23 protein-coding genes are annotated in these 24,375 nt (G+C 33.3%); 16 read left to right on the top strand and 7 right to left on the bottom strand.

Translation table 11 applies throughout. The annotated features are described in order from the left end of the window. Positions 1-122 precede the first annotated feature (122 nt). From L1276_RS16455 to L1276_RS16440, 4 genes are all read left to right on the top strand, one after another. The gene (locus L1276_RS16455) at positions 123-479 is read left to right on the top strand and encodes a hypothetical protein (protein ID WP_253789621.1); all 357 of its coding nucleotides are present in this window, start codon (positions 123-125) and stop codon (positions 477-479) included. A 161-nt stretch (positions 480-640) separates the two neighbouring features. After that, the gene (locus L1276_RS16450) at positions 641-1,090 is read left to right on the top strand and encodes a hypothetical protein (RefSeq protein WP_253789619.1); all 450 of its coding nucleotides are present in this window, start codon (positions 641-643) and stop codon (positions 1,088-1,090) included. Positions 1,091-1,204: 114 nt separating this feature from the next. Beyond that, a complete protein-coding gene (gene pheS, locus L1276_RS16445; protein WP_253789617.1) occupies positions 1,205-2,224 on the top strand; it encodes a phenylalanine--tRNA ligase subunit alpha in 1,020 nt (339 codons plus the stop codon). 77 nt (positions 2,225-2,301) lie between these two features. Continuing rightward, positions 2,302-2,709: a hypothetical protein gene (locus L1276_RS16440; RefSeq protein ID WP_253789615.1), complete on the top strand. Its 408-nt coding sequence runs from the start codon at positions 2,302-2,304 to the stop codon at positions 2,707-2,709. A 210-nt stretch (positions 2,710-2,919) separates the two neighbouring features. Here the strand turns inward: L1276_RS16440 and L1276_RS16435 are convergent, their stop codons facing one another. From L1276_RS16435 to L1276_RS16415, 5 genes are all read right to left on the bottom strand, one after another. After that, a complete protein-coding gene (locus tag L1276_RS16435) occupies positions 2,920-4,059 on the bottom strand; it encodes a cytochrome-c peroxidase (RefSeq protein WP_253789613.1) in 1,140 nt (379 codons plus the stop codon). A gap of 3 nt (positions 4,060-4,062) precedes the next feature. Beyond that, positions 4,063-5,658: a DUF6850 family outer membrane beta-barrel protein gene (locus L1276_RS16430; RefSeq protein ID WP_253789611.1), complete on the bottom strand. Its 1,596-nt coding sequence runs from the start codon at positions 5,656-5,658 to the stop codon at positions 4,063-4,065. 12 nt (positions 5,659-5,670) lie between these two features. Next, entirely contained in the window at positions 5,671-6,981 is a 1,311-nt protein-coding gene (locus L1276_RS16425) for a DUF4876 domain-containing protein (protein ID WP_253789609.1), read from the bottom strand. A gap of 11 nt (positions 6,982-6,992) precedes the next feature. Further along, on the bottom strand, positions 6,993-9,668 hold the full coding sequence (locus L1276_RS16420) for a TonB-dependent receptor domain-containing protein (RefSeq protein ID WP_253789607.1): 2,676 nt from the start codon (positions 9,666-9,668) through the stop codon (positions 6,993-6,995). Between the two features lie 398 nt (positions 9,669-10,066). Beyond that, positions 10,067-11,062: an NAD(P)H-dependent glycerol-3-phosphate dehydrogenase gene (locus L1276_RS16415; protein WP_253789605.1), complete on the bottom strand. Its 996-nt coding sequence runs from the start codon at positions 11,060-11,062 to the stop codon at positions 10,067-10,069. A gap of 253 nt (positions 11,063-11,315) precedes the next feature. Between L1276_RS16415 and L1276_RS16410 the strand changes: the two genes are divergently transcribed. After that, positions 11,316-13,739: a toxin-antitoxin system YwqK family antitoxin gene (locus L1276_RS16410; protein WP_253789603.1), complete on the top strand. Its 2,424-nt coding sequence runs from the start codon at positions 11,316-11,318 to the stop codon at positions 13,737-13,739. A 258-nt stretch (positions 13,740-13,997) separates the two neighbouring features. On the opposite strand, the gene L1276_RS16405 is transcribed toward L1276_RS16410, so the two are convergent. Together L1276_RS16405 and L1276_RS16400 are read right to left on the bottom strand one after the other, a co-directional pair. Continuing rightward, the gene (locus L1276_RS16405; RefSeq protein WP_253789601.1) at positions 13,998-15,155 is read right to left on the bottom strand and encodes an iron-containing alcohol dehydrogenase; all 1,158 of its coding nucleotides are present in this window, start codon (positions 15,153-15,155) and stop codon (positions 13,998-14,000) included. Between the two features lie 187 nt (positions 15,156-15,342). Beyond that, complete coding sequence (locus L1276_RS16400; RefSeq protein ID WP_253789600.1) at positions 15,343-16,104, bottom strand: type 1 glutamine amidotransferase domain-containing protein; 762 nt, start codon at positions 16,102-16,104, stop codon at positions 15,343-15,345. Positions 16,105-16,189: 85 nt separating this feature from the next. Here L1276_RS16400 and L1276_RS16395 point away from each other — a divergent pair, with 85 nt between their 5' ends. From L1276_RS16395 to L1276_RS16345, 11 genes are all read left to right on the top strand, one after another. Continuing rightward, complete coding sequence (locus L1276_RS16395) at positions 16,190-17,095, top strand: LysR family transcriptional regulator (RefSeq protein WP_253789598.1); 906 nt, start codon at positions 16,190-16,192, stop codon at positions 17,093-17,095. A 98-nt stretch (positions 17,096-17,193) separates the two neighbouring features. Continuing rightward, positions 17,194-17,565, top strand: coding sequence for a PKD domain-containing protein (locus L1276_RS16390; RefSeq protein WP_253789596.1), 372 nt, complete (start codon positions 17,194-17,196; stop codon positions 17,563-17,565). Positions 17,566-17,678: 113 nt separating this feature from the next. Continuing rightward, complete coding sequence (locus tag L1276_RS16385) at positions 17,679-18,371, top strand: NUDIX domain-containing protein (protein WP_253789594.1); 693 nt, start codon at positions 17,679-17,681, stop codon at positions 18,369-18,371. A gap of 74 nt (positions 18,372-18,445) precedes the next feature. Beyond that, positions 18,446-19,273, top strand: coding sequence for a ribose-phosphate diphosphokinase (gene prs / locus L1276_RS16380; RefSeq protein WP_253789592.1), 828 nt, complete (start codon positions 18,446-18,448; stop codon positions 19,271-19,273). Further along, positions 19,270-20,088, top strand: a complete 819-nt coding sequence (locus tag L1276_RS16375) for a TIGR02452 family protein (RefSeq protein WP_253789590.1) — start codon at positions 19,270-19,272, stop codon at positions 20,086-20,088. Before prs ends, L1276_RS16375 begins: the two co-directional genes overlap by 4 nt. Positions 20,089-20,241: 153 nt before the next feature. Continuing rightward, complete coding sequence (locus tag L1276_RS16370) at positions 20,242-20,577, top strand: hypothetical protein (RefSeq protein ID WP_012022842.1); 336 nt, start codon at positions 20,242-20,244, stop codon at positions 20,575-20,577. Positions 20,578-20,579: 2 nt separating this feature from the next. Next, positions 20,580-21,449: a hypothetical protein gene (locus L1276_RS16365; protein WP_253789588.1), complete on the top strand. Its 870-nt coding sequence runs from the start codon at positions 20,580-20,582 to the stop codon at positions 21,447-21,449. A gap of 184 nt (positions 21,450-21,633) precedes the next feature. Next, positions 21,634-22,716 (top strand): adenylosuccinate synthetase, encoded by a 1,083-nt coding sequence (locus L1276_RS16360; protein ID WP_253789586.1) that lies wholly within the window; start codon positions 21,634-21,636, stop codon positions 22,714-22,716. Between the two features lie 9 nt (positions 22,717-22,725). After that, positions 22,726-23,253: an NADAR family protein gene (locus L1276_RS16355; RefSeq protein WP_253789584.1), complete on the top strand. Its 528-nt coding sequence runs from the start codon at positions 22,726-22,728 to the stop codon at positions 23,251-23,253. Positions 23,254-23,262: 9 nt separating this feature from the next. After that, complete coding sequence (locus L1276_RS16350) at positions 23,263-23,769, top strand: O-acetyl-ADP-ribose deacetylase (RefSeq protein ID WP_253789582.1); 507 nt, start codon at positions 23,263-23,265, stop codon at positions 23,767-23,769. A 46-nt stretch (positions 23,770-23,815) separates the two neighbouring features. Beyond that, positions 23,816-24,364 carry an RNA 2'-phosphotransferase gene (locus L1276_RS16345; RefSeq protein ID WP_253789580.1) on the top strand — a complete coding sequence of 183 codons (549 nt, stop codon included), beginning with the start codon at positions 23,816-23,818 and terminating at the stop codon, positions 24,362-24,364. Positions 24,365-24,375 lie beyond the last annotated feature (11 nt).

The following is a 24,375-nucleotide window of genomic DNA, read 5'->3' as shown; positions in this document are numbered from 1 at the left end:
TTGAAATTTGAACTGTGTATCTTTGCAAATCAAATTTTAGAATTCAGATTGCGATTCTGTCCCCTTCAGAATTGATTTTTAAATCAGCAGTCTAAAGTCTACAATCAAAAAACATAAATTAAATGTCCAGAGATACACAATTAAAAGAGCGCTGGGAAAAGCTCGTTGATATACTTTCAAATCAATTTTCGCAAGGTGAAGACTTAGATTTGGATGCCATAATTTACCTAATTGGAGTTCAGGAACTCGGAAAAGTACACCGTGAATTCAAAAAAGATGAAAAATTAAACTTAATGCATATTGCAATTTGCAGATTGCTTGAACCTTATGGGTTTTATGAGTTTGATTTTTTTGATGCTGAAGGCTGGCCGCATTACAAAGTAAAAGAACAATTACCTCCGCTAAAAGCCGGAGAACAATCGGTTTTAATGAAAGAAGCCATCGTGAGTTACTTTTTAGAAAGGAAATTGATTGAGTAGAACTTTTTGGTTTACAGTTTCAGTTTTCAGTAACTGCTCATTGTATACTGACACTAAACCCTGATCACTGATCACTAAAGAAAATGTGTAGATACGCAATGACCTCTTATAAACCGCATTATGCTTGTTTTAATTGTCGAAAGACGTTTAAAAGAAGATTAATGGGAGACATCAAAAAAGGAGAAGCATCTGTTTTTGAAGCCAAATGTCCGCAGTGCGGGGAATTGATGGCAAATATGGGGCTTGATTTTGAATCGCCTAAAAAAGATGATGTCAAAAAGTGGGAACATCTTAAAAGTCTATATTCCATTGGTATTACATTTCATTCTTGTGGCTGCAGCGGACCGGGTTATATTCCAAATTCAAAAGAAAAATTAATTGAATATTTTGAAAAGCTGAAAGAAGGTTATTTTAAAAATCTTGACTTTTGGCGTACCAGAATTGAGCCTTCAAATAATATTGAAAGAGATAAAGATTGGAATAAAAACTGGGCAAAACTAGGCAGTATAGCATCTAAACATAGAAAAGAAATTGTGAAAAATCAGGAAGGTATCGATCACTGGCTTACAAAAGTCAGAGAAATTGAAAATAAAATTGCACTTATCAAGTAATTCAAAAATTCCTGTGATTCTTTAAATACGGTTGTAAAATTCTTAAAACTGCGGCCGTGACTGTTCACTTTAAACTAAAAACACTAAATTTGTACTCTCAATTATTGAAGGAAAATGATAGATAAGATAAAACAGCATATAGAGGACGCTAAAGCCTTTAATGATAAAAATAAAGAATCTTTAGAACAATTCCGTATTAAATATTTAGGTAGTAAAGGTTTATTAAAAGAGCTTTTTACTGAGTTTAAAAATATTCCAAACGACCAGAAAAAGGATTTCGGACAAGTTATAAATACTTTAAAAGCAGTTGCTGAAGAGAAAGTACGAGTTATTCAGGAAGAACTCGAAAGCAAGGAAGAGAAAAAAGGAATTTTTGGCGATTTAACACGTGCAGCTGAACCGGTAATTATTGGTTCGCGCCATCCAATATCAATCGTTAAAAACCAGATTATAGATATTTTTGCTAATATTGGATTCAACGTTTCTGAAGGTCCGGAAATTGAAGATGACTGGCATAACTTTACTGCATTGAACTTGCCGGAATATCATCCGGCGCGTGATATGCAGGATACATTTTTCATTCAGACTAATCCTGATGTGTTGCTGCGTACACATACATCATCTGTTCAGGTGCGTTACATGGAAAATCATAAACCGCCAATTCGTACGATTTCTCCGGGACGTGTTTTCCGAAATGAAGCGATTTCATCTCGTTCTCACTGTATTTTCCATCAAGTAGAAGGATTATACATTGATAAAGATGTTTCTTTCGCCGATTTAAAACAAACATTACTTTATTTTACAAAAGAAATGTTCGGAAAATCTAAGATTCGTCTTCGTCCGTCTTATTTCCCTTTTACAGAACCAAGTGCTGAAATTGATATTTATTGGGGTCTAAAAACAGAAACCGATTATCGTATCACTAAAGGAACAGGATGGTTAGAAATTGGAGGCTGCGGAATGGTAGATCCCAATGTTTTGAAAAACTGTGATATCAATCCAGATGAATACAACGGATTCGCTTTCGGAATGGGAGTAGAGCGTATCGCGATGCTTTTATACCAAATTGGCGACATTCGTATGTTCTATGAAAACGATGTTCGTTTCTTAGAGCAGTTTAAAGCAAATATTTAAAAAAGTTATATAGTAAATAGTGATTAGTAAAGAGCTTTCTTTCTAATCACTATTTACTTTTACTATTCACTAAAACAATGAAAAAAGATATAATAATTCCGGAAGTCGAAAACGTATTTCTTGCTGCAGTGCAGGAATGGAGCGATGACTTTATGGAAAAAGTATGGTACGCTTACTTGGTTAATGACAGCGATTTTAACTTAGACAGTGTTATGGTGGTTTCAAAAGCATTTGGAACAATCGATGGGGAAATGAAAAAAACATCTACTTTGCGTCATGCTTTTGTTGAGGTTCCAGCGGTTTCTGTTGTGAAAATAGAAATGGTAGAAAAGAGCCTTTTAGTACTTAACAACGAATTCATGGTAACTTTCTTTATCGGAAATACTTTGTACGATAAGAAATTCATATTTAAAGCTAATTCGCTTGACGTAAATAAAACGGAAGAAGTGCCGATTTTGTTTGTTGAAGGAGTTATGGTGAAGTAGAGAATTAAAGAACAAAGAAGCAAGAACAAAGAAGCAAGAGCAAAGAAGGAAGAGCAAAGAATTTTGAAAATAGAATAAAGAAGAAAGAGTCAAGACTAGAATGATAGTTTGACTCTTTTTTGCTTTATAAATCTCTCCTATTTTTAATCTTCTTAAAATCTTTCTTCTTTCTTCTTTCTTCTTCTTCTTCTTCTTCTTCTTCTCAAAAAACTACTGCGGTAAAAGAGGCTGTTTCATTCTATACCCTGTGGTTGACAAACTCATAATAAAATCTTCCAAAGCAACTAGTTCTGATTGACTCAAATCTAATTTTTTTATCAGTTTAGAAGTTGTTGGAAACAAAGTATCATTCAGCTGACTTTCTTTTCTTTTTGGCTGAGGCATTCCGGCATTGTAAATATTTAAAACACCACGTAAATTCGGGAATAAACCATTGTGCATATACGGTGCATTTTGAGAAACACCGCGTAGAGACTGTGTCTTAAATTCCCCTACATTTTCAGCTTTTCCTGTAACATTATATCTTCCTAAATCTTCGTATTGTCTTCCATAATACGTTAAACCAACATTATGAAACTTATTATCAGCGAAATTGGCTGTGTTATGACAGTTAATGCATCTTGCTTTGGTACGAAATAAATGCAAACCTTCAACTTGTCTGTTGGTTAATTGGGTTGAATCGCCTTCAATGAATCTATCAAATTTACTTTTAGGAGTAATTAAAGTTCTCTCGAATGTTGCTATTGCTTTTAGAATTTCTTCCTGAGTCAGCTTTTCTTTTCCAAAAGCCTTTTTGAAATATGGTTTGTAGCCTTTAATTTTATTTAAACGTTTTGTTGCTAAGTCAATGTGGAAATTCATTTCTTTAGTATCTTTTATTGGAAAACCTGCCTGATCTTCTAAAGTTTTGGCTCTTCCATCCCAAAAGAAAACTTTAGAATAGGCGATATTCACTAAACTTGGTGCATTTCGATTTCCCTGTTGTCTGCCTTCACCATAGGAAACTCTTCTGGCATCTCCCCAGTTTAATTCGGGATCATGACAGTTGGCACACGAAATCTGTCCAGATTTGGATAATCTAGGATCAAAGAAGAGTACTTTGCCTAATTCGGCTTTTTCTTCGGTATACTGATTATTTTCTGGAAATTCAGGTTTACCTAAAATTCCGATGTCTTCAAATCCCTGCGCGTAAACAATCGAATCTACTTCTGGTTTTGGCCATTTTTGATAATCGCCGCTACTGTATAATCTTTTTAATTCTGTAATTGTAAAAGTTGGTTCAATCTTAGAATAAGAAAGGATAACAAGAGAAAATAGCATTGCCGTAAAAGCAATAAATTTTGGTTTCATTTTTTAATAATTTAATTGTACACCCATTTGAACCCAATAGGTGGTATTGGTATTGATGCTGACTGGATAATCAGTTTGTTTTTTAAGTGCAATTTTCTCTTTTAGATTGGTGAAGAAAACCACGGTTTTGTTGTTTTTTACAGGATAACTGTATTCTAAGCGTAATGCCGGTGCAAAATAATTTGTGGTGTTAACAGCGTAATCATAAAGAATTACTTCATCAAAAAAACGGGCATTCGTTCCGCCCGAAGTATCATAATATTCCAGTTTTGATGGAAGCGGGAAATACATATTGAAACTTACCGTTGTATTTAATTTACTTTTATCGAAAGCAAAATCTTTACTGCTGTAAATTCCCGTATTTAATGAATTTAATTCGACATGTGCTGTCGCCAAAATATCATTGTATTCGTTTTGCTGGTAAAGCATATTCAAACCCAGCAAATAATCAATTTTTGAACCTGTTTTTTTTGATAATGACGCTATCAAATTAATTTTACTTAATGAATTGGTATAATTGTAACCATTGCTTTGTTTGTCAAAATTGCGGGCATCACTTTGATCGAATTGTAAAGTGGACTGAATTTCTTTTTGATTCCATTTATGAAAAGCAAATAATTCTGCATGATTGGCTTTTGTTTTTATTTTCATTCTTTCATATTCTTTAAGAGAATAAGAACTGGGATAAAAAATATTGTTTGAATTTTGCTTGTAATACAAAGCCGTAAAAATTGTTTTTTTATTTGAGAAAGTGTATCCTAAACCTGCTTTGTCTATAAGTTCTTTATAGTTGTAAGAGTAACTGCCTTCAATAGATTTAAAATAATTTAGAATTCTTCCATAACCTGCATTAAAACGAAGATACGTTTCTGGATAGGCTTCGTAATTTAAAGTGTTATTATTATAAGTATAACTGAAATCTTTTTGGTTTTCGGCATAACTGCCTAAAATAAAGGTTTTATGGTTTTTTGAAATTTGATAACCAAGCTGCAATTCTCCTCCCAATTTTCTGTTGATAATTTGTGATCGTGGATCTAAAGTCCTGCTGTATTTTTCGGCACCATAATTAGCTTTAACAGCAACAGATAAATGATTGGTAATGTCTTTAGAAAAACCGCCGTTTAACGCATAAACCTGATTGTCCCAATTGGCTTTTCTGGGAACATAAAAATAATGCGGTGTAATGACTTCCTGTTCTTCGGCACGATCATCAGAAAGAACAAATCCGAGATTTTTTTCGAGTATTTTTTTGATGGTCAAATCGCCAAATAGCTTCCATTTAGATTTTGTTGTAAAATATCCCTGTGCTGAAAATTGATACGTATTAACCTCATTTGCAATTTGCTTTCGGGCAAATTCATTTTGCTGATGCTCATAAGAAACTTGAGTAAAAGTAAAATCCTTAATGCTTGGAGTTGTATAAATAATGGGGTATTTAAAAACTTGATTTTTGATCTGATCGTCAACAATGTGGTTTTGCACTTTGATAGTGTCTTGTGCCTTTACATTAAAAACAAAAGAAAACAACAAAAGAAGTAATGCCCAGTATTTCCAGGCATTACTTTTAATGTTATTTGTTTTAATCTTATTGATTTTCATTAAAGAAAATTTTTAGTTGAATCCTCTAGGATTTGCAGTTACTTCCACAAAATCGTTTGTAGAGTTATTAGTGTCCTGAAGAACAATTCTTCCGGCAATTGTAGTTTTAGTTTTTCTCATTACTGATTTTGAAGAATACGCTCCAGAAGGCAGATAAGTATTTCCCCCATCAATTTGAGATGGTAATTTTTTAGGAATTAAATTAGATCCTAAATCTTTTGTAGTGTCAACACCATCAATAAGAACTGAATTAGGAATTTGAAGGAATAAGTTTTTATCTCCTTTAGGGTTTTTGTATGTTTTTAAAGCAGTAAATGCAGCATTCTCCATTTTAAAAATAACATACGCCTGTCTTCCGTTTGAATCTAAGATCATATCATTATTACTATTTCCCCAATATGCAATATCCACATCCGGAACAGCAGGATTTTGGATATCGTATTGATAAAGATCACCTGAATAAGTTCCTAAAAATGATTCGAAATCTGCCGTACTTAAATCTACAGTCAGTTCGGGGCTTACAATACTAACTGCTTTACCATTATTATCAACATAATTGGCTTTATGATTGATTGCGTTTTGAGCAATAACAATACTTGCTCCCGGCTGTACAGGATATTGTGTACCGTTTCCTGGTATTTTGATGATGTTAATTCCGTAAACAAAATCTGTATTTGCAGTATTTCCTATAGTCATTCCATCTGATTTGCTCCAGTCAAATTGACCGTTTGCTAAAGAGTATGGAGTTACTGTTGTCGCAGTAGATCCTGTAAGTTGCGCCATGTATAAACCATCTGCATACTGAACCGTATTTGAGTTATTGTAAATTTCGATAAACTGATCTCTAAATACCGCCCCTTTTTTAGTATCAGAACCGCCGTAGTAAATTTGTTTAATAACAAAATCACCTACTTTAGAAGTTTTCATTTCTACGTTTGCAGTAATAGAAGTGGCATTTACAATAACGTTGCTTTCTGCTCCATTAAAATTAATTTCTGCCTCTGTTGGAGTATATCCAAAAGTCTCAGTAAATTCAGCAGACTGTATTACTTTTGTAGCCGTAATAGAATAAGATCCCGGTAAAATTTGTTTAAAAAGAGCAACACCATTTTCGTCAGATTCAACTGTATATTTATTAGCAGTTTCTGTATTCACAATAGTAACACTTCCTTTTTTAACTACCTGACTGTTAAAAGCGGCATCGTATTTAAGCGAAACGCTAAAGTCTACAGGTTTTAATGCTTCACTTTCGTTATCGTCATTGCTGCAAGACTGGATAATTAATCCAAAGAGTATTATAAAAATAGAGAGCGTTTTTTTCATAGTATATAGATTTAAAATTGATAATTAAGTCGGGTTCCAAACGAAAAGTTTGCAATATCATACATGGTTCTTAAATTGTCTTTGTCGTAATAAGGTTTTAGATTTAAAAAATTGGTAGAATAAAACGAAACACTAAATCCGTTTAAGAAATCTTTAGAAATGCGCAGATGAAAATTGTGCAGTATATCTCCAAGCTTGGTTTGAGTACCTTTTACAGTTCGAATAATGTGACCGTATTTTTGTAAATCACTACGTTCTTCCACCGGAATTTCGTGGTAAGTCAATGTCGCATCTAAATAACCATTTGGAAACTCACTCGTAGGAATGTAGGAAGTACGCAATATAGTATGCTCGCTTCTCAAGGACAGTAATAAGCCTGCTTTGGGAATATGATAACTAAAATTGAAACTTGCTGTAAAGTTTTCGTTTGTTGTTGGCATTGAAGGAAATACGCCGTATTTTTCTGTAGATAACAAATTTGTAGAAGCATAATAATTAATAGACTTACTATTATCATTAGTTTTTACATAAGAGGCATTCATGCTGACATCCAGATTTAATGTTTTGATCTTGCGGAAATTTATTATCGTTTCAATACCCATATCTTCAGAATTCGTATTGTTTTGAATGCTGTTGGTTAGGTAATACAATTTTGCTGTGCCAACAATCTCATACGTTGGAATTTCCGTTCCGTTTGTAATGACGTTTGCCTGTGGGATTTCTTTTGAGACTGGAACCTGCTGGCCTGTAAAACCATTTGTCAGTTTGTTATAATATCCGGTTAGATTTATATTGGCAAAAGGAAGGTCTATATCTATTCCGCCTTCAGTTTTTAATGACTTAGAAGGTTTTAAATTCAGGTTGTCACCGGGGCTTACTACAGTCAAAATCCATGCTTTTTGATAAACACCGGGATAGCTGTAAATTCCGTTGCCTAATAATCGGTCTAAGTATCGGTCTCCGGTATATAATTGATTAAGCGAAGGGGCTTTAGACGATAATCCAAATCCACCGCGGACTCTAAAAGTTTTGTTTATAGAATAAGAGGAATTAATACGCGGCTGTAAGGATACGTTGCCCGACTGATTTTCATATCGAATTCCGTAATCAATATTCAGGATTTTATCTTCTTCAAATTTTTTATATACCCTGTCTTCCAGATAACCAGAAAATTGGGTTTCAGTTCGGGTTCTGTTAAAATCATAATCTCTATAGCCTAATTTGCTGTCACCTCCTTCAGCAAGAACATAAAAATTTATTAAACCCGTTGCACTGCTTTTTCTTCCTTCTCCTTTGTTTGAACTTGATCTTCCTGATAGTCCAAACGAGAAACTGTGCACCCAATTGGTTTTGGTGGTAAGTGTTTTAGTAGTTTCAAGATTCACAAAAGTAGAAATCGGAATACCTTCGACTGTACTAATACTGGTATATTGAGACGGAATAACGAAAGCCTCATGGATCCCTTCTTCTTTAGAATCGGTAGCAGCGGTTAAAGATCGATTCATCCATCTTTCTTTTCTGGAAAACTGCCTGTCATAAGAGAAACCGCTGTTTATGTTTATGCCATCCAGCCAAATATTGGAAGGTTTCCACATTAAATTGTTAGAGATCGAAAAACCTTGCTTTTCATTTTTTACTACATCCGCCGTAATATTATCCGGATCCTGTTTTGCATCATCAAGATTTGATCTTAGAGATAAATTCAGGGTGTTTTTTATTTTTGAAAGTTTATCTGTGGTTTTCCACGCTAAGCTTCCGCTTATGCGCTGGTAACTCAATAGATTATCCCTTGGATCTGCTTTAGAATCTAGAAAGTTGATTCCAAAATTCATGGAGTTTCTTGCATCTAATTTAACGCCTTTAGTTAAATTCAATTCACTTGTGGCATCTCTGATAGAAGCAGAAACTCGGTACGGACTGTTTCCAACTTTAGTTGTTATCAAAACAAGTCCTGAAGTCAAATCTCCATATTTTGCAGAAGGAATTCCCTGAATAACCTTTATTTCTTCAATAGTATTAGTTGGAATTTCCCTAAGATCAACACCTACATTTGGATTGTTGAAAATTTTATCGCGAACGCCATAATCATTGCCGGCTAAAGTAGGTGTATTTGGACTTAGTGCCTGCATATTTTCATTGTTCGAAATTGGAATATCATTTATTACAAATGAAGTTCCGAAAGCTTTACTGCCTTTAGAAGAATTACCATCAGATGCTGTACGAAAAACAATATTTTTATATTCATTTAAAGTAAAATCTACGGTTTTTTGTCCCGGAAGCTGTTGTAAAACGTCATCTAAAGAAAAAGCCTGAACATTGTTTATGGCATTTGTTCCGAGAGTTAATTCAGAATATTTACGTTCTTTATTTGCCGTAACCATTACTTCTTTAAGATGAAGTGTATTATCTTCTAAATAAACCGTAACTGAATTCTGGTCGTTTTTTAAAGTTTGATTAATGTCTTTTTTTCCAAGAATTGAAAAATTTAATTCAATATCCTGAAAATAAGGAAGCGTAATCGAAAAGTTTCCATTTTTATCAGAAATCGTCCAGCTTTCGGTTTTGGTATCGCGAACTAAAACACCAGATAATGATGTAGATGTTTCTTTCGACAAAACTTTACCAGAAATGGTTTTTTGAGAAAAAAGTATTTGAGTGAACAGTAAGAGAATTATAATGTAGCGCACTTATATTTAATTTAGAACAAATAAAAATAATGACGCAAATCTACCGATAATTCTTTGTGAAGCAATGAAAAATAAGGGAATTGAAAAATAGAGTATAAGTTATTTGTGAGAAAATGACAATCTCTAAAGTTTTAAATAACGAAGGTAAATTGTTGATAAACAGTAAAATAATATTGAATGCTTTTTGTAAGAGTAGTAACTTAACTTTTTTTATGTAAGATGTAGGTTTGATGTATTCTCAAAGAAAGTATTTCTTGTTAATTGAGCAGTTTTTATTCGCTCAGTTTTATTTTTTGAGATTTCTTATCAATAAAAAAAGAGCTGAAATAATTTTTCAGCTCTTTGCTATATTAAGTTTTATCTAATTTTTCTTTGTTCTAATATTCTGTACAAAAATATTAATCCAACGATTCAGTTAATTTTTTAAATACAGATTTTGCATCTTTACCTTCATATAAAACCGCATAAACGGCATTAATAATTGGTGTTTTTGCTCCGTAACCCTGATTTAGTTTATAAGCACTTTTTGTGGCATAATAGCCTTCAGCAACCATGCTCATTTCCATCATGGCACTTTTTACAGTGTAACCTTTACCAATCATATTTCCAAACATTCTGTTTCTTGAGAAAACCGAATATCCTGTAACTAATAAATCGCCCAAATAAGCCGAATCATTAATATTACGTTTCATTTTATGCACTTTACGAATGAACTTTTTCATCTCGCGGATTCCGTTACTCATCATTACCGATTGGAAGTTATCTCCATAACCTAATCCGTGGGCAATTCCGGCAGCGATTGCGTAAATATTTTTAAGCATTGCCGCATATTCAGTACCAATAATATCATCAGAGATTTTGGCTTTAATATAATTCCCTGAAAGTGATTTTGCTACAATCGAAGCTTTTTCCGGATCACCGCAGGCAATGGTTAAATACGAAAGCCTTTCAAGTGCTACTTCCTCGGCGTGACAAGGACCTGTAATAACACCAATGTTGTAATAAGGAATATCGTATTGAATGTGAAAATGTTCACCAACAATTAAACTAGTTTCGGGAACAATACCTTTAATAGCCGAAAAAATAATTTTATCTGATAAAGAAACCGTCATGTTTTTCAATTCGGCATCAAGGAAAGCAGATGGAATTGCAAAAATGATATAATCTGCATATTCGATTGCCTCGTTTATATTGCTGGTTAATTTAAGTTTGCTGGTGTCGAATTCAACTGAACTTAAATAATTTGGATTGTGTTTGTATTTCTGGATATGTTCGATTGCAGATTCATTACGCATATACCACGCAATTTCTGAAAGATTAACGCATAACATTTTTGCAATTGCCGTAGCCCAGCTTCCTCCTCCAATTACTGCAAATTTTAACTTTTCGCTCATTATTTTATTAATTTGAAACAAAAGTACTTAATAATGTGCTAATAAAGCAAAGTCTAATTTAAGAAATTTGCTAAACAGCTTCAGGTTCGTTTTCTTTTAATTTAAAAGCAGCTGAATTTCAGAATATATTTTAGCTTTTAAAAACTAAAGTTAGTTAAAAAATGTTATTTTTGAGAAATTTCTTTCAATTATGACGCATAAATTTTTGACCCTTATTTTTGTTTTCACAACACTATTTTCTTTCTCCCAAAATATGGAACCACTTTATTTCGATGCCAATTGGAAAACTACAACCAAAGAAAATGCTTCTTTTTATAGAATCCAGCCTTCAAAAAAATCAGGAAATCTGGTTTTGGTCGAAGATTTCTATATCAACAAAACGCCGCAGTTTCAAGGATATTCTTTTCAGGATAATGAAGATAATTATGTGGGTGATGTACTTTGGCTGGATAAAAATGGTTTCGATTCTTCCTTTTATCAATTTTATAACTTTTCTGCAGTTTCTAATTTGGTTTATTATTATCCAAGTGGTAAAAAGTTTAAAACGGTCCAGTATAAAAACGGAAGAAAAGACGGAGAAACTATTGTTTACCATGAAGATGGCACAGTATTAATGAAAGGGAAATATGAAGGCGGAAGACCTGTAAACGGCGATTTTGAAGAAGTTATAAACTGGGATAATTACCGATTAAACAAATCGGATAATGAAGCGGACAGAGAAGAACCAATTCGAATGACTGAAGGTATGATTATTCGTGATAAAAATGGCAGTGGGAAAAAGAGAGAAGTCATAAAAAAGAAAATATTTTGGCTCAACTCCAAACAGCTTGCTCAGGAAATCTGGTACGATATTACAAGCAGTAATACAGAACCGTTTAAACAGATTAATTATGATAAGTCGGGAAAAATTTTACAGACCATTAACGAAAAAGATTTCGAGAAATACGGACGTGATATTGCAAACGGAATTGTTTATGATTATTACTCTCAGAATAAATTTGCGATCGCAGTTAAATCTGAAATAAATTATAAAAACGGACAGAAAAATGGCGAGGCAACTCAATATTATCCAAATGGAAAAGTTTTAAAAATTGTAAAATATTCTGAAGGAGAAGAACAGGGCGATCAAATAGAATATAATCCTGACGGAACGATAAAAGCAAAACGTATTTATAAAAACGGTCAGCCATTTGAGGGTAACTTTGATGAAAAGTTTGCAAGTGATTTATCTATTAATCAAAACTACAGCAAAGGTTTAAAAGAAGGCGAAGCGATTGTAAAAGATGAGTCGGGAAGTGTTGTGGCAAAAGGTGTTTATAAAGATGAAAAACCTTTTAACGGAACATTTGTTATTAAAAACCAAAATGATCAAAACGAATTAATAAATGTTTCCGGATATAAGAAAAACGGCGTACAGAAAATCTTTAATTATTATCTCGATGATCCTGTTAAAACTTATACGGTTATAAATGATATTAAAAATGGAGAAACTGTTTTTTATGACAATCGGGAAATAACAGGAAGACTGGAATATAAAAATGATTTGCCTTTTGAAGGAAAGTTAGTTGAAGCTCAAAAAAGCACCATCTATAAAAAAGGAGCAATAACCGAAGAGATTTATTATAGAAGTGAATACGATAAAAAAGACGAAAATAATATTGTGAAAACAATTTATTTTGAGAACGGAAAAAGAACCAAAATCGTCAATCAATCTTTTTTGATTACTTCAGACAGACAAGATTCTTATGTTGGAATTTATAGAAATGACACACCCTTTTCTGGATATTTTGCTACAGAGTCAAATGAATTTAATCATGTTGATTATTATGAAAACGGCATTATTAAATATCAATATTCGAACAATTATTTAGAAAATCTCGAAAAGTATCAATATCCAAATTATGATATAAAATCGACTTATAAAGACGGAAAAATAGTGGACGGTCCGGAATATATAAAATTGGATCGCCAATTTATTTCTAAATATTGGAAAAATGGAGTTTTGACAAGCTATGATCTTGATTTGTTTGCCATGCATTATTTTAATCGTTTTCATTTCGAATTAAAAGATAAGGGTATTGAAATTACAATATCTAACAGCAAAAAAAAGGCTGAAATTGTTATTGAAAAACAGGGTGGTAAAAATAGCAGTAAACTGATTATTGGAAAGAAAACCCTATTGTCTAAATCGTCACTAGAATTAGAAAATACGATATTACCTAATCTGGCAGAAAATATATTGTATTATGAATCAAATGATGAGGTTTTGGCAAAAATGATACATTTCGAAAAGCAAGATAACAGCAATTCAGAAGAACAACATAGTCAGGAATTTAGGATTATTACTAATTTATTTATTTCAAATATTAACGATAATGAAACAATTGAAGCCAACTTCAATACAATAGCAGAAGAATTTTCGACAAAAAAAAGTCTGGAAGCTTTACTCAGCAGAGAGGAAGCAGGAATATTAGCCAGTTTAAGGTTTAATAAAGAAAAAAAACCGGATACGGGAATTCTAATAGTGAAGAGCAAAAGCGAAATGTATGATCTGAAATCTTTTCTGGAAGGAAAAGTTTTAGGAGAAAAAAAGAATGTTGATTTCAAGAATATTAGAGCAGAAGTTGAAAATCTGACTAAAATATTGGAAAACAAAATGAATGAAAAATTTAAATAAACAGCCTGCTGTCATGACCAATTTAATTTTTTATAACATTTTATACTTTGCGATACAATAAAATACAAAACCTAACGTTGTAAGTCTTTATAAATTAGAATTTTAATGAATTTACAAAGATTTGAGTTAGTTAGTTTTGTTTTAGTATTTTAAAAAGGCGTTCCTATTTTATATAAGAACGCCTTTTTTGAGTTTGCAGTAACAGTCAACAGTTTTTAGTGATATGCTAAAACTGTAAACTGAAACTGAATTCTGTGACTAATAAGAAAGTTCCACAATAGATTTTACTTTATCTAAAGTCACTAATTGATTTTCACCTAAACCTTTCCAGCCTCTTTCGTCGAAACGATTTACGATAAAATCTGCTGTATTACTGTAGTCTTTGGTATATTGAGAAAGTTTCGTTTCCATTCCCATGGTATGGAAAAACTCAACTGTTTTGTTGATCGCTTCTTTTGCCACTTCTTCGTCAGAACCAGTTAAGTTGAAAATACGTCTTCCGTATTGCGCTAATTTTCCTTTTTTAGTTTCGAACATTACGGTATACAAACTCGGACCAATAATTGCCAAAGTTCTGGCATGATCAATTTCATATAAAGCCGTTAATTCGTGACCAATCATGTGAGTTGCCCAATCGCTTGGAACACCTTTTTGGATTAAACCGTTTAAAGCCATTGTACAGCTCCACATAAAATTTGAAGCCAAAGTATAATCGGTTGGATTTTTAACAACTCCAGGACCAACTTCAATTAAAGTCTGTAGAATTCCTTCTGCAATCCTATCTTGTAAAAAAGCATCAGTTGGATACGTTAAATATTGTTCCATAACATGTGTGTAAGCATCTACAACACCATTTTCAAGCTGTCTTTTTGGTAAAGAGTCAATAACTGCCGGGTCACAAATAGAGAATTGCGGAAACAAAGCACTTCCTCCAGAAGATAATTTTTCCTGAGTCGCTTCAATCGTTACCACATAGCCTGAATTCATTTCACTTCCTGTTGCTGGAAGCGTCAAAACAGTTCCAAAAGGCATTGCATTTTCTTTAATCAAAATACGTTTCTGTAAAATATCAATCGGATTTCCTTCAAAATGAACGGCAGCCGAAATAAATTTCACGCCATCAATTACAGATCCGCCGCCGACAGCGAGAATAAAGTCAATTTTTTCTGCTTTAATAACATCAACTGCTTTCATCAAAGTTTCAAATCTTGGGTTGGGTTCAATACCGCCAAATTCTACTATTTCAAAACCTTTTAAGTTTGCGATTACCTGATCGTAAATTCCGTTTTTAAAAATACTTCCGCCGCCATATGCCAAAAGAATTTTAGCATTTTTTGGAACCAAAGTCGAAAGTTTTTCAATTTGTCCTTTTCCGAAAATTAAATTTGTCGGATTATATAATTCAAAGTTGAGCATTTTTTTTTGAGTTTCTAAGATGCTAAGTTTCTGAGGTTCTAAGTTTTTTGCTTTAGAACATAAATTCTCAGAAACTTAACATTGTGATTTATTAATTTTTATTTTCCCATTTAGTGAATAAGAGATTGAGTTTTTAGATTTCTAAAAGAAAACCTTAGAATCTTAGAGCCTCAGTCCCTTAGACCTTTTATTTTAACTCTTGCAGCAATTTTCCAGCTACCAATTTAGACGATGCAGGGTTTTGACCTGTAATTAATAAACCGTCTTGAACAGCATAAGGCTGCCAGTTTGGACCTTTAGAAAAAATTCCTCCGTTTGATGATAAAGCATCTTCTAATAAAAACGGAACTACTTTAGTTAAACCAACCGCTTCCTCTTCTTCATTAGTAAAACCGGTTACTTTTTTACCCTTTACTAAATATTCCCCTTTTACTTTTACGTTTTTCAAAACAGCAGGAGCATGACAAACAAATGCTACCGGTTTTTTGTTAGTATAAAAAGCTTCAATTAAAGCGATAGAACTTCTGTCTTCAACTAAATCCCAAAGCGGACCATGACCACCTGGATAAAATACAGCGTCGTAATCTTTTTGATTTACCGTTGATAATTTTAAAGTGTTTTTTAGTTTTTCCTGTAAAACCTTATCAGCGTCAAAACGTTTGGTGTCTTCTGTTGCCGATGCCGGATCAGCACTTTTAGGATCAATTGGAGGTTGTCCTCCAAGCGGAGAAGCAATTGTAATTTCAACTCCCTGATCTAATAATTCATAATATGGCGCAGCAAATTCTTCTGACCAGAATCCTGTTTTTTCTCCTGTGTTGCCCAGTTTATCGTTACTGGTTACAACAAATAATACTTTTTTCATCCCTTTTTTATTTGATTTTTGAGCTACAGCAGTTGTGCTTACCGCGGTAAATGCAATTATTGTGAGTAATGCTATTTTTTTCATGATTTTAAATTTTTAACAAATTTACACCATAAGTGATATTAGTAAAAATAAAATAAACTATGTTTGTTATAAGTAAATTTATGTCATGGTAAATCTAGAATGGTACAGAACTTTTAAGGCTGTATATAAAAATGGTAATTTTTCGGTCGCCGCAAAAGAGTTATTTATGAGCCAGCCTGCGGTTAGTCAGCAAATTTCTATGCTTGAGGCTCACGTTGGAAATAAATTATTTAATCGGAAATCAAAAGGAGTAGAGCCCACCGAATATGCTAAGTTATTGAATAATTTGATAATAGATGCACTTGATCGTCTCGAAAGTGTCGAGACAGGTTTTCGTGCAAAGGCAGAAGATGCAAACCGATTAATTTCGGTAGGGATTTCAAAACATCTTTTTGACTGCGTTGGAAATCTCTTAATTTCAAAGTTTGATTTAATAGATTTTACTTTTGCAGAAAACGACGAACTTTTTGCTCTCGTAGATTCAAAAAAACTGGATTTTGCTATTACTACTAAAAGGTTTGACACTTTTGATACTACTTATGAAATAGTTGGAAAAATCAAACTTATAATGGTTGCGCCAGCGAGTTTAGATATAACCGATTTCCGTCAGAAACTAAAAGCAGACAATTATACCGAAATTGAGCAGTGGCTTAATGGGCAAAAATGGTACAGTCATGATGCGCGGATTCCGCATATAAAAGTATTCTGGCTGCATGCTTTTAATAAAAAAAGACCGTCTATGGTTCCAAATTATATTATTCCTTCCGAATCTGAAATGCTTAGACTTCTATCTAAAAATGAAGGAGTAGCCGTAACCTGGAATTGTAATGCCAGAAATTATATTAAAGAAAACAAACTGCAGTTAGTATGGAACAGTTTTCATGTTCCTGAAGAGTTTGTGTATTTATTAGTTCCAAAAAACAATAATTTAAAATCGTTTTTTGATATTATTTCTAAAGAATTGAAACTGTTTTTTGGTAATAGGTTATAAGGACATAAAGCCTTATTTGTTTGAAAAGGAGTAATTCACTTCTGTTTTTGATTGAAAAACAATAACTTTGGTAAGTTAATTCCTAAAACAAACCTATTATGAAAAAAATAATGGCAATTTTAATGTTTACTACAGTGTTTTTTATGACAAATTCCTGCAGTAAGAGCGATGATGATGCAATAATTGATTGTTTTGGTGATTCTATTTTGACCGAATTAAAACATTCAGCAGATGGAACTAATCCTAAAGTGATCAATTACTCCATTCAATATGGCGGAAGCAATACCGTAACTTCAGTAAAATGGACTTTTGGCGATGGAACTCCTGCGCAAACAGTAAATAGTGCCTCGGGTGCAGTTTCTCACACATATACTACCGCAGGAACTGTTGAAGTCAAAGCTGAAGTGACACTTTCAAAAGATGGAGGCAGCTGTACAGTAAGTCCCAAAAAAAGTGTAACTGTGAATTAGACAGGTCAAAAAGAAAAGATATTTATAGAGAGTCAGTTTTATAATTTATGCTCCTGCATTAGATTATAAAATTGACTCTCATTCGTTATATTTGTTTGATAGGATTTAGGATTATGGAAAAATTACAAAATATTAGAATTGCTGTCGATGCGATTGTTTTTGGATACAAAAACAATGATCTGTATGTATTATTGATTGAACAGCAGTTTGGCACTTCAGAAAAATACTGGGCTTTACCGGGCGGTTTAGTCAAAAATGATGAATCGCTGAGCGATGCGGTAATTCGTGAATTACATGAAGAAACAAACGTCCAGCTGACTTTTATGGAACAATTATACACTTTTGGAGATGATATTTACAGAGATTCAAGAAACCGTGTAATTTCAGTGGCATATTATGCTTTGGTCGATGCTTCAAATTTAGACATCAAAGCCAGTACTGATGCCGAAAAAGTACAATGGTGTAAAATAGATGAAATCCCTGCTTTGGCTTTCGATCATAATGTAATACTTCAAAAAGCGATTGACAGGCTAAAGTCAAAATTGACTTATGAACCAATTGGCTTCGATTTACTTCCCGAAGAATTCTTATTTTCAGATCTTGAAAACTTGTATTGCACCATTTTAGAAAAAGAAATTGACCGTCGAAACTTTAGAAAAAAAATACTCAGCTACGGTATTTTAGAAGAAACTGAAAAATTTTCACCCATAAAAACCGGTCGCCCGGCAAAACTTTTTAGATTCAATAAATTGAAATATAGTGAGTTAACTGAAAACGGTTTTCACTTCGAAATAAAGTTTGCGTAATTTTTACACAAAATAAATTGTTTATTTAAAATTTAATTCTACATTTGCGTATAATTAACGCAAACTAAAAAACTATGATACTAAATCTCGACCCAAAATTCGCTCCTTTTCAAAATCAGGAAGAAATCAAATTTCAAAGTTTTACATTTTCTGGCGGAGAACCGCATATTAAAATCGCTCCAGATTTTGATGTAAACAGAAAAGTAACAATCACACATCGACTAAACTCTTTCAATGATTTAGGTTTATTGTGTGTTACAGTTGATGCGTTACGCAGAATGGATGTTAAAATCATCGATCTTTTTATTCCGTATTTCCCGGCCGCAAGACAAGATCGTGTTATGATTCCGGGCGAACCGCTTTCTGTAAAAGTGTACGCGGATATTATAAATGCCATGCAACTAAACAAAGTCTTTGTTTTTGATGCGCATTCTGAAGTGACTCCGGCTTTGTTAAATAACAGTACAGTAATTCCGAACTATGCTTTTATCAAAGAAGTGTTGAATAAAATTGGTCAAAACGTAAAATTGATTTCTCCAGATGGAGGTGCTTTGAAAAAAATCTACAAAGTTTCTGAATTTTTAGGAGGTGTTGAGGTTGTGGAATGCAGTAAAAGCCGAGATGTAAAAACCGGAAAATTATCTGGATTTAAAGTGTACGAAGACGATTTAAACGGAATGGATTGTTTAATTGTAGATGATATCTGCGATGGTGGCGGCACTTTTGTTGGTTTAGCCGAAGAATTAAAAAAGAAAAATGCCGGGAAATTATACTTAGCCGTAAGCCACGGAATTTTTAATAAAGGTTTTGATGTTTTAGATTGTTTCGACAAAATATTTACTACAAATTCTTTTAAAGATTTCGATGACGAAAGGGTTGAGGTGGTAAAATTTGAATTATGAATAAAAATTATAGAGTAGAAATAGCAAATAAAACCTTAGAAATCATAAAGAATGGTTTTTATGAATATAAAGGAAAAAAGATTGACATAAAAAATGAACTCGAAGAGTCGATAAAAAATACATTTACAATTGCACCAAAAGATTGGGACGCAATTTTAAAAACGCCGATTGAAAATAAGTTTGAAACCGAAATAATCACCAAAAATTGTTCTACAATTGAAGCAATTGTTGAGGAAGAAAATGGTAAAATCTGTGTTTTGAATTTCGCTTCGGCAAAAAATCCGGGTGGTGGTTTTTTAGGAGGAGCTTCTGCTCAGGAAGAGAGTCTCGCAAGATCTTCAAGCCTTTATGAAACACAGATTAAAGATAAAACGATGTATGACTTTAATAGAAATCAGTCCTCGTTTTTATATTCAGATTACATGATTTATAGTCCGAATGTTTTGTTTTGGAACGATGATAATGGAGATTATTTAGAAAAACCATTCGCTGTAGACGTACTTACAGCACCGGCTCCAAACAAAGGGGCAATGTTACAGCATAATAGAAAAGAAGAAATTGCAGCAACATTAGACATCTTAAAGAAAAGAATGGATAAAGTATTTGCAATTGCTTTACAACAAAAAAGCGATACATTGATTTTAGGAGCTTGGGGCTGCGGTGTTTTTAGAAACGAACCCAAAGAGGTAGCGCAATTGTTCAAAGAAATTATTGCAGAAAAATATTCAGGCGCTTTTAAGAAAATAGTTTTTGCAGTATTTGACAATTCTGATAAAAAAACAAATTTTAAGCAGTTTGAAGAAGTGTTAAATTAGTTTGAAAAGTTTCAAGTTTCAGGTTTCAAGATGCTTTTTGGAACGTGAAAATTGAAACAAAAGAAATCCTATTAACCGTTTTAAGTTTAAAACCAAATTCAAGTTAAGCGCTTAACCTGAAACTTTAAACCTGAAACAAAAACAACCAAAGTTATGAGTGATGATTTAAAACCAAGATTTATTGAATCTTTAAGAAGAAACAATGATCAGATTAGAGAAGACAGAGCCAAAACAATTGGCGAGGATTCTGAATTAATATACAGAAGAAGAGTCGAAGACATCGAATTAAAAATAAAAAGACTCGAAAGAGAACAAGAAGGATTGATCGATATCAGTCCGCTGGATAAAAACAGTTTAACCTTTGCCGATTTTCAGCCGGAAGCTTTTGTACAAAAAGACATGGAACTTTCGCTGACCATCAGAAATTTGAATATCCAGTTTGAAGTAACAAAAAAGAGATTTGAGTATTTATTTGGTAAAACATTTTAGTCATGGGAGGTACAAGATATGATTTCGGCGCTCGTGAAGACAGAGCAAAAAAAGTAGGATATGCCAGCAAATCAGCTGGTGAGATATTTACACAGAATGCGTTAAGAATGGCGCATGAATCAATGAATCCGAACGGAGTAGTGTTTAGAGAAGCTAGAGATTCAGAAGTTCATCCAAACACAGTTCCAATTATTTTAGGATTGGATGTTACAGGAAGTATGGGACATATCCCGCACGAACTGATAAAAGAAGGTCTTCCAAAATTAATGGGAGGAATTATTCAGGGAGGTGTTCCGGATCCGGCACTTTTATTTTTAGGAATCGGAGATCACGAATGCGATAGATATCCGCTTCAGGTTGGACAATTTGAATCCGGTGATGAAGAATTGGATATGTGGTTAACGAGAACTTACATTGAAGGTGGAGGCGGAGGAAACGCTGGCGAAAGTTATCTTCTAGCGTGGTATTTCGCAGCGTTTCATACCAAAACAGATGCCTTCGAAAAAAGAGGACAAAAAGGTTTGTTGTTTACTGTAGGAGATGAGCCAGGTTTAAAAAAACTCCCGGCATCGGCAATAAAAGAAATTATGGGTCAGGGACAGCAGACTTATACGCATCTTGAATTATTGGCTGAAGCCCAAAAAAGATACGATGTATATCATATTAGTGTATTGCATTCTGGACAAGCTGTAAATGCAGATGTAGAATGGAAAGAATTGTTAGGACAAAATTGTCTTTCAATTGAAGATCATAGAGAAATTCCAAATGTAATCAAGAAAATAATCTGCGATAAACACAAAAGTTCTGGCTCAGGAACAATAACAGTTTCTGATACAACAAGTACAGGTTTAGATAATATAGAAATGCTTTAAAAGTTTTGGGACTTCGCCAGATTAAAATAGAATTTTTTTTCTCAACGACGAGAAATTTGCTCGCAAACGCGGAGGCGCAAAGATTTTTTACCAAATGATAAAGTTTAAAATAGAGCTTAAAAAGAGTTGCTGACAAAAAAACTTTGCGATTTAGCGACTTTGCGAGATTAATAATAATAACAAAATGAAAACAGCACAAATAGTTATAGGTTTAGGATTTGGTGATGAAGGAAAAGGAATAACAACAGATTTTCTGGCGAAACAAAATCCTGAATCTATAGTTATTCGGTTTTCAGGAGGACAGCAGGCCGCGCATACAGTTATGATTGGCGATAAAAAACACGTCCATTCCAGCTTTGCCAGCGGTGCGCTTCGCGGTCTTCCGTCTTATTACAGCGAACACTGTACGATTCATCCGCTCTTTTTATACAACGAAAGAGAAGAATTAAAAGAAAAAAACGCTAATCTGGATCTGTATATCCATCCATTAGCAAAAGTCACAACTCCGTTTGATGTTTGGCACAACAGAGGAAACACCAGAAATAGAGATCACGGAACCTGCGGAAAAGGCATTGGATCAACCATGAAAAGAAACGAAGGGCCATACAAATTATTTGCAATTGACTTGATTGCGCCTCGCGAAATGCTTTTGGAAAAGTTAAACCAAATTGCTTATTATTACGGCTTTTTAAATGAACCCGATATTGATCAGGAAGTTGAGGCTTATCTTGAAGCAGTTGATAAAATAAAATGGAATATTATCGATTACAGTTTCCTTTCAAAGTATAATAATTTAATTTTTGAAGGAAGCCAGGGAATTCTTCTCGACATGGATCACGGCGTTTTTCCGAATGTTACCTATGCCAATACCACTTCAAAAAACGCAATTGAAATCTGCAATAAACTGAAGATTGAAGAGGTAGAAATTTATTATGCAACCAGAAGTTACACTACAAGGCACGGCCACGGCTGGATGCCGAATGAAAGAGAAATACAATTAAAAAACAACGAAGAAGAAACCTGTGTTTTCAACGAATATCAAAAACAACTCAGATTTGGGGATCTGGATTACGATTTGTTGAATTATGCTTTAAAACTAGACGCCGCTTACAGTCCAATGGCAAAAAGAAATTTGGTGGTAACGTGTATGGATCAGTTAGAAAAGGATTATGAATTTGAAAAGCTAACGACAGATTTTAATATCATTTACGGATCATTTTCACCCGATTCTAAAGATTTTAAAGACATCACTTCTTTGTTTCAATAACAGAAAAAAATGAAATACAATATAGATACTATAGCTCCAGAAAGTAAATTTTTATTTTTCTGGGGACATCAGCCAAGTAAAGACGGAACGATTACCAAAACCTGCTTCAGTCAATGGTGGTTGAGTTCATTCGAAGTTAACGGAATAACATATAAAACCGCTGAACATTGGATGATGGCGAAAAAAGCCGAATTATTCAAAGATCAGGAAATTTTACAAAAAATCATAAAATGCAATTCACCTGCTGAAGCTAAAAATTTAGGTCGCAAAGTGAGAAATTATGATGACAAAATCTGGTTGGAAAACCGATACGAAATTGTAAAAGAAGGAAACCACCATAAATTCAGTCAAAATCCAGATTTGAAAACTTTTCTTCTAAACACATACGACAGAATTATTGTAGAAGCAAGTCCCGTTGATCCAATCTGGGGAATTGGAATGGCAAGCGATCATACAGATGCTTTAAATCCTGAAAAGTGGAAAGGCTTGAATCTTTTAGGTTTTGCTTTGATGGAGGTTAGGGATGAATTGAGATAATTAGAAATTATGAAAATAGAACTTCTAAAAGCAGATATAACAGAGATTAATGTTGATGCGATTGTAAATGCAGCTAATACTTCTTTGTTAGGTGGCGGCGGAGTTGATGGTGCTATTCACAGAAAAGGAGGAAAAGCAATTTTAGAGGAATGTATCAAGATTCGAAATAAACAAGGTGGATGCAAAACAGGTGAAGCGGTCATTACAACTGCGGGAAATTTGCCGTCAAAATATGTTATTCATACTGTAGGTCCAGTTTGGAATGGCGATAAAGAAGAAAAATCGAAATTATTAGCTGACTGTTATAAAAATAGTTTGAATCTGGCGATTCAAAATGGAATAAAATCTGTTGCTTTTCCAAATATAAGTACAGGAATATATCATTTCCCAAAAGATAAAGCAGCAGAAATAGCAGTAAAAACAGTAAAAGATTTTGAAAGATCAGTTGAAATAGAAAAAGTAGTATTTGTCTGTTTTGATGATGAAAACTATAAGATTTACAAAAACCTTTTGTAAATGTTCCATCGGAACATTTCATCGGTAGAAAAAAATATAAAATAAAATGAATGAAAATACAGCAAAAACAGTAAGTAAATTTCTAAGCTTAGTGTTAAGACATTCGCCAGAAAAAATCGGATTAAAATTAGACGAAAACGGTTGGGCAGATGTTGAAGAATTAATTATAAAATGTAATAAAAAAGGACAACGTCTAGATGCAGAACTTTTAGATTACGTTGTAGAAAATAATGATAAAAAGCGTTTCGCTTATAACGAAGATAAAACCAAAATCCGTGCAAGTCAGGGACATTCCATTTCGGTTGAATTAAATCTAGCAGAAACAGAACCTTCAGAATATCTGTATCACGGAACTGTTGCAAAGTTTATGGAAAGTATTCAGAAAGAAGGTTTGAAAAAAATGAGCCGTCAGCATGTGCATCTTTCCAAAGACAAAGAAACCGCAGTAAAAGTAGGAAGCAGAAGAGGAGTTCCTCAGATTTTAACCGTTAGAAGCGGTGCCATGTTTAGAGACGGATTTAAATTTTATTTGTCTGAAAATAACGTCTGGCTTACAGATGAAGTTCCGTCAAAGTATATCGAATTTAAATCTTAAAACAATCAAAT

This window comes from Flavobacterium sp. HSC-32F16 (assembly GCF_024171645.1).
Classification (GTDB): domain Bacteria; phylum Bacteroidota; class Bacteroidia; order Flavobacteriales; family Flavobacteriaceae; genus Flavobacterium.
This window is presented reverse-complemented; position numbering and strand designations above follow the sequence as displayed.